This is a genomic window from Pseudoalteromonas sp. BSi20480 (assembly GCF_000241365.1).
Lineage (GTDB): Bacteria > Pseudomonadota > Gammaproteobacteria > Enterobacterales > Alteromonadaceae > Pseudoalteromonas > Pseudoalteromonas marina.
Genome location: NZ_BADX01000129.1, coordinates 18,384 through 27,836 on the forward strand (window position 1 = coordinate 18,384; position 9,453 = coordinate 27,836).

The 9,453-nt window shown below is 37.5% G+C and carries 7 protein-coding genes and 2 pseudogenes; 6 read left to right on the forward strand and 3 right to left on the reverse strand.

What is annotated here, in order from left to right; translation table 11 throughout:
- Positions 1-2: 2 nt before the first annotated feature.
- The 5 genes and pseudogenes from P20480_RS18415 (at position 3) to P20480_RS05985 (ending at position 5,262) form a co-directional block, all read left to right on the forward strand.
- Positions 3-1,448, forward strand: coding sequence for an ATP-binding protein (locus P20480_RS18415; protein WP_008131025.1), 1,446 nt, complete (start codon positions 3-5; stop codon positions 1,446-1,448).
- The gene (locus P20480_RS19855) at positions 1,388-1,852 is read left to right on the forward strand and encodes a hypothetical protein (protein WP_238530307.1); all 465 of its coding nucleotides are present in this window, start codon (positions 1,388-1,390) and stop codon (positions 1,850-1,852) included. Before P20480_RS18415 ends, P20480_RS19855 begins: the two co-directional genes overlap by 61 nt.
- A 435-nt stretch (positions 1,853-2,287) precedes the next feature.
- The gene (locus P20480_RS05995; protein ID WP_008131026.1) at positions 2,288-2,845 is read left to right on the forward strand and encodes a cytochrome b; all 558 of its coding nucleotides are present in this window, start codon (positions 2,288-2,290) and stop codon (positions 2,843-2,845) included.
- A 680-nt stretch (positions 2,846-3,525) separates the two neighbouring features.
- Positions 3,526-4,540: pseudogene (locus P20480_RS05990) on the forward strand (DUF5924 family protein).
- 137 nt (positions 4,541-4,677) lie between these two features.
- Positions 4,678-5,262 carry a lipoyl domain-containing protein gene (locus P20480_RS05985; RefSeq protein WP_008131037.1) on the forward strand — a complete coding sequence of 195 codons (585 nt, stop codon included), beginning with the start codon at positions 4,678-4,680 and terminating at the stop codon, positions 5,260-5,262.
- 43 nt (positions 5,263-5,305) lie between these two features.
- Here P20480_RS05985 and P20480_RS05980 read toward each other — a convergent pair whose 3' ends face one another.
- Positions 5,306-6,823: a leucyl aminopeptidase gene (locus P20480_RS05980; protein WP_008131039.1), complete on the reverse strand. Its 1,518-nt coding sequence runs from the start codon at positions 6,821-6,823 to the stop codon at positions 5,306-5,308.
- Between the two features lie 182 nt (positions 6,824-7,005).
- On the opposite strand from P20480_RS05980, the gene P20480_RS05975 reads away from it, so the two are divergent.
- The gene (locus P20480_RS05975) at positions 7,006-7,680 is read left to right on the forward strand and encodes an NADPH-dependent FMN reductase (RefSeq protein WP_008131041.1); all 675 of its coding nucleotides are present in this window, start codon (positions 7,006-7,008) and stop codon (positions 7,678-7,680) included.
- A gap of 143 nt (positions 7,681-7,823) precedes the next feature.
- On the opposite strand, the gene P20480_RS05970 is transcribed toward P20480_RS05975, so the two are convergent.
- Together P20480_RS05970 and P20480_RS19860 are read right to left on the reverse strand one after the other, a co-directional pair.
- The gene (locus P20480_RS05970; RefSeq protein ID WP_008131044.1) at positions 7,824-9,152 is read right to left on the reverse strand and encodes a TonB-dependent receptor; all 1,329 of its coding nucleotides are present in this window, start codon (positions 9,150-9,152) and stop codon (positions 7,824-7,826) included.
- Positions 9,153-9,157: 5 nt separating this feature from the next.
- Positions 9,158-9,453 (reverse strand): annotated as a pseudogene (locus P20480_RS19860) (hypothetical protein); the annotation flags it as partial.

The following is a 9,453-nucleotide window of genomic DNA, read 5'->3' on the forward strand; positions in this document are numbered from 1 at the left end:
GAATGATCAAATTAGAAAAAGTCGCAATTACTGGTTATAAAGGAATTTCCAATAGAACTGAGATACCAGCCAAAGATTTCAATGTAATTGTTGGTAAAAATGACTCAGGAAAATCTACAATTCTTAAAGCGTTAGAACTTTTTTTAAACAACAAGCAGTATCTCGCTGAAAACTTGAATAATAGAACCCACCAGTTTTCAGAAATTGAGTTATTTTTCTCAACTCATCGTACCGAAATAATTATAGATGAAAATGTAACAACTACATTTGAAGACGAAGGCTTGGTGGATGAAAATGGCTTATTACATATAGCTAAGAAGTGGGATGGGACTAAGACAGGGAAGATATCTCCAGAGTATTTAATTACAAGAAAGTCTTTTGGAGAATTAGATTTCTTTTCTTTAACAGAGGCAAAGCTAATTCGCCTCTGCAGAGATAATAATCTTGAAGCTGAACCAGGGCTCATGACAAACCCTGATACGGGGGCTGAACATAATAATGCTGAGAAGCGGCAGCGGCTAAAAGAGATATATGAAGAACGGAATATTGAATTTGAATATATTCAGGAAAAATTGCCCACGTCTGGACAAAGTCGTCTCAAGAAGACTGAGCAAGAGATTAAAAAATGTCTTCCTCAGTATGAATATTTTTTAGCCGACTCTCCGCTATCAGAAAGTGACAGCGCCATTCAAAAATACTTTAAAGAAATGGCATTTAGCGTCATAAAAGATCAAGTTGATACGGATGCCCTTGAAGAAACTGTAAAGGAACAATTACAAACAGTTCTAACTGCAATCACTGAAAAAATTAACTCAGTTGTACCTGATGATGAACAAGTAAGAGCAAGGGTTGACTTTGATTGGAGTAAGTTGATTTCTACAAGTTTTGAGAGTGATGGAGAACAAGGTTCAGTACCTCTATCTGCGAGAGGAGATGGTTTTCGAAGAATAACTATGATGTCATATTTTGAATACCTTGCTGAAGAAAGAAGTAGAGAACATCAAAATATTATTTTTGCTTTTGAAGAACCTGAAACATTTTTACATCCTTCAGCACAAGAGAAGTTGTTCGAGAAATTGATGGATATATCAGGAGCTGGGTATCAAGTATTTTTAACTACACATTCACCTGTTTTAGTTTCACAAACGAGGCGGTCAGACCTGCATCATGTCTTCAAGAATAATGGGAATTACGGTTATAACCCTGAAGTAAGGAATCATGCGGAGATTGCAAATGATCTCGGAGTTACCATCGATAATCAGTTTATCTCAATGTTTGATAATGCTCGTTGTTTATTGTTACTAGAAGGCGTTGATGACTGCGCGGCCTTTGAACACATAGCTAATACTTATCTAGCCAATAATGAAATGATCGTACACTGGAAGATATGGGGGTCGTTGCAATTCCTATTGGCGGATGCGATAGTATTAAGCATTGGGTATCTTTAGATCTTCTTCAGACTTTAAATAAACCCTTCTTTATTTATCTAGACTCAGATAAAGAGCGAGACGAGGATGAATCACCTAATGCACAAAAGTTGATCACTCATGGTTTTTTAGAAGAACAAAACTTTCTTGTATCAAGAAAGAGAGAGCTAGAAAACTATATTGCTCCTAGTGCATTAGAAAGATTGGTTCCGGGCTGTGGAGTTAATTTCACAGATTGGTGTGATGTGAAATACATTTCGAAAACTCATAATAGACAAGTAAGTCTAGGTGGTAAAAAGATAGCAAGTAAACACTTTGGTTCTTTGACATTTGAAGAGTTGAAATCAACATACAATCCAACTGAAAACGACGACGAATTCTTAAAAGTATATGGAAAGTTGTCAGAACTGGTGGGAGAGGCTTAACAAGAAGCTACAATCTGACTTCGCAAACTGTCACATTTTGTGCATAAGGAACCAAAGGGGTCAAATCTTGACTTCAGGCATTAAAGAGCGAACTGTACAAGCACTGGTTAGTATACAAAGACTGAAGACCTAGAAATTCATTCAATTTTAGCGGTTTATTACTTTTAAACACACGTTGATTTTTTAAAACAGTAACTTTAGGTTGCTGTTTTTTTATGCCTAGTATTTAAGTTTATTTTAAGTTTGCTCAGTTATTGTAACTAATACTTAAATTCCAGAATCATTAAACCATTAATTTGACTTAGTAACTCATTAGTTTGTAATTCATTCTATGTTTCAGATCATCAAAGAGAAAATGATTAAAGGTTAGGCTATAAACATGTACTTATACGCATAAGTGAGCTTTTAACTTTAATGCGTTTATTAGGAGGTATTATGAATTTTAAAAATACAGATACTCATTACAATACACTCTCTGTTGCTTTGCATTGGTTGGTGTTTATTTTAATTGTTACTGTATACGGGAGTATTGAACTTCGCGAATTATTTGATAAAGGCACTGAAGCCCGTGATGCCTTTAAAATGTGGCACTTTATGTTGGGTTTATCTGTGCTAGCTTTAGTTAGTGTGAGGGTAGTTGCGCGTTTAGTGGGTGGTGCAGCACCTGCCATACAACCAGAGCCTGCAAAATGGCAAAATAAACTAGCTACATTTGTTCATATTGCGCTGTATGTGTTTATGTTTGCTATGCCTATAGCTGGTTGGTTAATTTTGAGTTTAGCAGGTAAACCCATCCCGTTTTTTGGTTTAGAGTTGCCTGCTTTGGCCGCTCAAAACTTTGAACTTGCTAAAAGTATTAAAGAGATACATGAAACCGCAGGGGAAGTGGGGTATTACGTAATAGGTTTACATGCGGCTGCGGCTTTATTTCACCATTATGTTTTGGCTGATAATACGGTATCGCGAATGCGTTTGCCGAAATACTATAAATAATAAAATCAACGGAGCCAAGCTTTAATTTTGGCTTTAATGTTTGGTGACTAATATTTAGTTGGTGCATCCCTAAACGTTGCGTTTTAAAATTAAACTATTTGAGTGCGTTAGCAGCAAAGAACCAAATGTTGCTCTTTTAACTTTAATTAGTATTTTTATAATTATTGGGTTACTGTTTGCTAAATTCAATTTTTGAAGGCAAGGGTATGGAATTTATATATCATATTTTAAATTGGGGTTCCCCTTTAGGTTTGGGGTTATTCTTTTTTCTTTCATGTGCTGGTACTGGCATACTATTTTGGGGTTTATCTCAATTTAAAAAAAGCTCTACCACTAATCAATAACGTGGTTTTTTTAGTTGGGCCTTTGTTTAAACAACATTTACCGTTTAATTTCTCAAAGGCTTTAGTTAAAACGCTTTATATTAATCCTGAATATTTGTTATTGGTACCGTCCTTATAAACTGTGTTGGTTTTGTGAGTATACAATAGATTTTTATTTGCATAATTTGTAATTGAGCCACATAAACAATTTACCAAAAACTGTCCTGCGCTCTTATTTAGTTTCTCAATATTAAAAATATTATTGGGCTATCTATGTTCTGTTCATTTTTGTTTAGTTAGTCTGTTATAACTAACTTCATAATAATAAAGTGCATTTGGTACTTACAAAGCGAACAAATGAACAAAATAAAATCGTTGATTACTCAATTTATTAATGCAATGCAAAAACGACCGGGCTTACTGGCTGTTTTAGTCGTTTTGCTCTGGTATTGCAAGCTACGTGCTTGTTGATAGAAAGGAGTCGTTTGCGCAAGTTGTTGCTTTAGTTTTACTTATAAGCTGGTTGTGGTTAATTGTAGATAATTGGCTTCGTGATAAAGTTGAAGAACGATTTGGTGTGAGTGTTTCACCTAATGTAACACGCTTTGCTCTACAAATGATTCAGCAAGAGAGTTTGTTTTTTGCGCTGCCATTTTTTTTAGTTGTTACCCAGTGGGACCATCCTCAAGCAGTATTTACATCACTTATTATTTTGTGTGCGGTTGCATCGGTTATTGATCCCTTCTATTACAAAAAATTAGCTAAAAATAGAACGCTATTTACGGTGTTTCATAACTTTGCTTTGTTTGTAGTTTTACTTGTTACATTGCCTATTTTGTTTAGCTTAACAACCAGTCAAAGTTTAGCTGCTGCGCTAGTTATAGCCGTAGTATTAACATTACCTAGTCTTACTAATTTAATGCCTAATGCGCCGTGGTGGCGTTTACCTATTTTAGCAATAATTTTATTCATTTTGAGTGTAGGAATATGGCAATTAAGAAGCTTTGTTCCACCTGCCGCGCTGCACCTAACAAGCATTACATTAGCGCATGAGGTAAATGAGCAAAGTAAAAAACCGATAGGAAATATTAACTCGTTAAATGAACGCTCGTTACACGCAAAAGGGCTTTATACATGGACAGCAGTAAAAGCACCGCGAGGGTTAAACGAAAAGATATTTCATGTATGGACACACAATAAAAAGCAGGTAGATAAAATAGCGCTTAATATCAGCGGTGGGCGTAAAAGTGGTTATAGAGCATGGACACACAAAGTAAATTTTCCACAAAACGCGGCAGGAAAGTGGCAAGTTAAGGTTATGACTGAATCAGGCCAGTTAATTGGTTTAACTAAATTTACGGTGACTCATTAAAACAAGTTGCACAAAAATTTGATAAGGCATAAATAAATTAATAGGGACTGTACGTATTAAAAAATTATTGTTAACTATCAAAGGGCTTGATAGGCTGTATTAGTAAACTTATTACATTTATTAAGCAAGGAAGAAAGATGAACAGTGATGTTTTAATACCTCATTTACCCGAACCAACAATGTCTGCTTTGGCTACAAAAATATATGTGACTGAGGGGCAACACGTAAAAAAAGATGACACATTACTTGATGTGGAAACTGATAAAGTTGTTCTTGAAATTGTTGCCATGGCTAACGGAGTTGTCACCAAGATAAATATAAATGAAGGTGAACAGGTTAGCTCAAACCAAGTGGTGATGCAGTTTGAATATGACGAAGTAACTGAGGAGTTAATACAAGCCCCTTTGAGTGATAAACCTGCATTTCAAAATAACACCAGCGACGCAGACCAAATTAACACCTATGATATTCAGAGCTCAGTCACTGAAACACCCATTCATAATGAAATAATAAATCTAGATGCAACGATTGATGATCCCAAACAGGCTTGCTTGGATAAACATAATGATACGCCACACACAGAGTCTAAAATAGACACCAATGCACAGCTACCTCAAGAAGTCAGCCATAGTGGTGAGAGTAAAGGGGGGTTTTATACGGTTGCTGTACTAGTGGTAGGCATTATTATTGGTGTAACAGCGAGTCGCTTTGTATTTAATTAGTGGAGTAAACGCCAAAAGCGTGGGCTTTTGGCGTAAAATAAAATTAGTTAGCTAATAGCCATTCGCTTAACAAGCGTACACCATAGCCTGTGCCGCCAGGTGATAGTTCACCTTTTCCTTTTTTAACTAACGCATTACCTGCAATATCAATATGAACCCAACGGGTTTCACCCGCAAAATGCTCTAAAAACGTTGCTGCAGTGGTTGCGCCAGGTCCGCCAGACCCTACGTTTGTTATGTCGGCAATGTCTGATTTAAGCATATCTTTATAACCTAATGGTAAACGCCATAGGTTTTCGTTTACCTGCTCGCCAGCAAGTGTTAGCTGATTTACGAGTGTGTCGTCTTTTGAGAAAACAGCCGCATACTCGTTACCAACGGCACGAATTTTTGAACCAGTAAGTGTAGCTACATCAATCATTATGCTTGGGTTGAAGTGCTTACGTGCATACCACATTGCATCACTTAAAACTAAACGGCCTTCGGCATCGGTGTTGAGTATTTCAACACTTAAGCCTTCAGCTGTTCGAACAACATCGCCAGGTGCTACTGCAAATTGCGAAACCATATTTGCCGCCATACCCATTACAGCTACAACGTTTTTGTCGGCTTTGGCCATAGCCATTGCTTTAACCGTACCGAGTACAGCTGCAGCGCCTGCCATGTCTGATTTCATACGTGCGATAGATGCACCTGTTTTAATACTATAACCGCCCGAGTCGAATGTTATACCTTTACCTACTAATGCAATGGGGTCGTCGTTAGAGCCTTTATAATGTGCAACGACTAAGCGAGCACCCTGATCGCTACCGCGGCCAACGGCTTCTAATGCGCCCATACCAAGCTCTTTAAGTTGTTCAGGCTTTAAAACTGTAATGGTCACGCCTAACGATTCAAGCTCTTTTGCAGCATTTGCAAAATCAACAGGCGTCATTTCAGTGGCTACTTCAGAGGTAAGATCGCGTGCTAAAAATACACCGGCCTGAATACTTTCTAGCTGTTTATACGTTGTTTTCGTCTTTTTTGTGCTATCGACATCAAACGAGTAAGTCACTGTTTGCGTGCTAGGTGTTTGTTTGTATTTTTCAAAACGATGGTCACGCAGGTTCGCGCCATGCGCAAAGTTTGCAGCAAGTAAATGGTTTGCATCAACACCCGTTACATCGTCAAATAATACATTGGCGGTATCTGCTTTATATTTAACTAATTGAGCGTGCACGTTTCCGCCTAATTTAGCAATGCGTGCTTTATTTAACTCGTTTTGTTTACCAGTTCCGACAACTAATATACGTTTGTAGTTACTATTAAGCGGGGCAATCAGCTGTGTTGTTTTGGCGTATTTACCTTCAAAGTTTTCAACATCAATTATACGTTGCAGCTGTCCATTAAATTGTTTGTCGAGGTTTTTAAATTGATTGTTTTTTCCATCTTGGCTATAAAACACAATTAATGTATGTGCATCGTTGTCTACTTTAGAAGAAAACGAAAACTGTGCTGCGTGTGTATTTAAACTAGCGCTTATTGCTAGCGTTAAGAGAGAGGCTTTAATTATGTGTTTCATCGTTCACCTAAGATTAATTTAAAACTGTTTTTTACCTATTTTTGAGTGCTTAGTTAAGTGCGATAAGCTGAAACGGCAATTAAGAGCGACGTATAACGGCATAAAAAATACGTTATAAATTTGTTTGCATGTCGGTGATACTAGGCTTAATGTAAAACAAAATGTTTACATGGAGTTATATTATGAAGTTTTTATTGTTTTTAGGCACTGTGCGTGAGAGCTCCCCCCCTAAACCAGTACGTCTTGGAAGTAGAGTTAGTAAAGCATGTTTATTGTGTTTGCAGTCACACTTTAGTGAACATGAATTTGAAATAATTGATGCGTTAGATTACCCAAACGATGCTGTATTTAAACCTCACTTTGCATATACACAGCACAATGCCCCCACTAAACTTAACAACTTGGCTGATAAAATTAAATCTGCTGATGGCTACATAATGATCAGCCCTGAATATAATCACTCTATGAGCCCTGCATTAGCTGATCTTCTCAATCATTTTGGTAGTTCACTGTTTTCGTATAAACCCAGTGCGATTGTTTCTTATTCTGCTGGGCAGTGGGGTGGGGTTCGTGCTGCAATTAGTATGCGCACTTTTTTATCAGAACTTGGGTGTTTACCAGTATCGTCGATGATTCATGTTCCAAAGGCACAGGATGTGTTTAACGAGCTTGGAGAGTTTGCTACTGATGATGATCAGACCTCGTGGTTTAACTATTTTTCTCGTACATTTAATCAATTAATATGGTGGGCTGAGGCCGCTAAAATACAGGCTGAATGTAAAAACCCTCATAATATGATTGCAAGCTTTAAAACAAGCCCCGCGCAGCGAAATGCGCCTAAAACAACTACTAATTAAGTTACTGTAATTTAAATTATATGTATTTGTACTGTTTGGGTCATCAAAAAGTAAAGAAACCGGTTAGGCGAAATTTTGCAAATAAGTACCCATTTACAGCTATACTATATTTATATACAGCATGGCTGTTGCGTTAATAAATACTAAAACAATAAACTAAGTGTTAGGCGTGCAGTTCTGGGCTCAATAGGGTGAAAATGATTATCTTCAACGCCTTGAGCGGGCTCACCGGCTAAACGCGATGCATAATAGTAATCTATATCGTGGTCGGTACTGTTAAACAAGTTAAGTAATTCAAAGTCTACTTTCCAATGGGTTTGCTTATAGCTCACAGAGCTATTAACTACCGTTAGCGGGTTTGAGCGCTTATCACCGTCGTCTGTTAATGTGCGTTTACCAATATGGCGTACCCTGATCGATGATTGCCATTGTTTACTTAAGTGCCAATTTAAACCTGTACTTGCTACAACGGGTACAGCACCTTCTATGTAATTGTTATTGTCATTTATATCTAAGCGAGAATGTGTAAACGAGGCTTCTAAATCAATATTAAATTGCTCGTTAATCCAGTAATAGGCACTCATTTCTAACCCATACCGCTTAGACGCATCACTTGGCTCTGTATTACCTGCATCTCCTACAAACAATAGTTCTGAGTCGAGTTTTAACCACCAAAGCGCAGCTGACATATTATATTTTTTTTCATCAGCAAATCGTAATCCAATTTCAGCGCCTTCACTTTTTACTAATAGATCGACTCGTTCGGCTTGATCACCTGTTACTGGGTCGATATTTATTGTGGAGCCGCGCGCATCGTTAGAGTGAAAAGATTGCCCCCAATTTGCATAGGCAGCTAGCAATTGAGTAAAGCGATAATTTAAGCTTGCTTTAAAACTGATTAAATCATCACATGCTTTACCTGAGTTTACGGCGGTAATACTGGTTACATTTGTATCAAAATAGTCGTACCTTACACCTGCTGTTGCTTCTAGTTTTGGGGTAAATAAAAGTTTAGACTCCCAAAAGCTTGAATAACTCGTTTGCTTGAGTGCATCTTGCCTTACAGTGCTTAGCTGCTCTCTGGCTTTAGTGTTATAAAGCCCAACGTTATCTATATCGTCGTGTTTAAGCTCAAGCCCTACAGTGTGTTGCATGTTTAAGCCTGATGTTTTAGTTTCAAACTGATAACTTAAAGTGGTGCCATAAATATTGCGGTTATCTTGCTGATTAAACTGATCGCCATTAATTGGGTCATTTAAAAAATAACTGAAATTAGAATATAGGTTTAAATCGTAATTTATTACATAAGCGCTGGCTTTCAAATGCTCCCCTTGCCAATTACCCGATAAACTATAACGACTAGAGCTGCCGCCAAGAGTGGTGTCGAGCGAGCCTAATTGTGTTATTAAGTTATGCGAAACAGCACGCTGTGGAATTTGATCGGCTGAGTTCCATGTGTTGTCGTATGCCATTGCGCTTATTGATAGGTCACCATTAAATGCTTTACCAACATAGCGTAGTAGGGCATTTTTTTATTCACGTCTTCGTTTATGTCATCCCAAGGGCCGTCGTAGCCTTGCCACTCAGCAGCCGCAATAAGTTTACCTTTTGTAAGGTTAGTTGAGCCAAGTACTACCGCGCGTTTATAGTTATCTTCTCCAATACTTAGTTCTATTTGCTGATGTTTAAGATTATCAACCAGTTTAAACTGTGCACTACCAGCACTTGAAAAATCACCTTGGCTTGCGCTATATGACCCCTTTTGATAGTTAA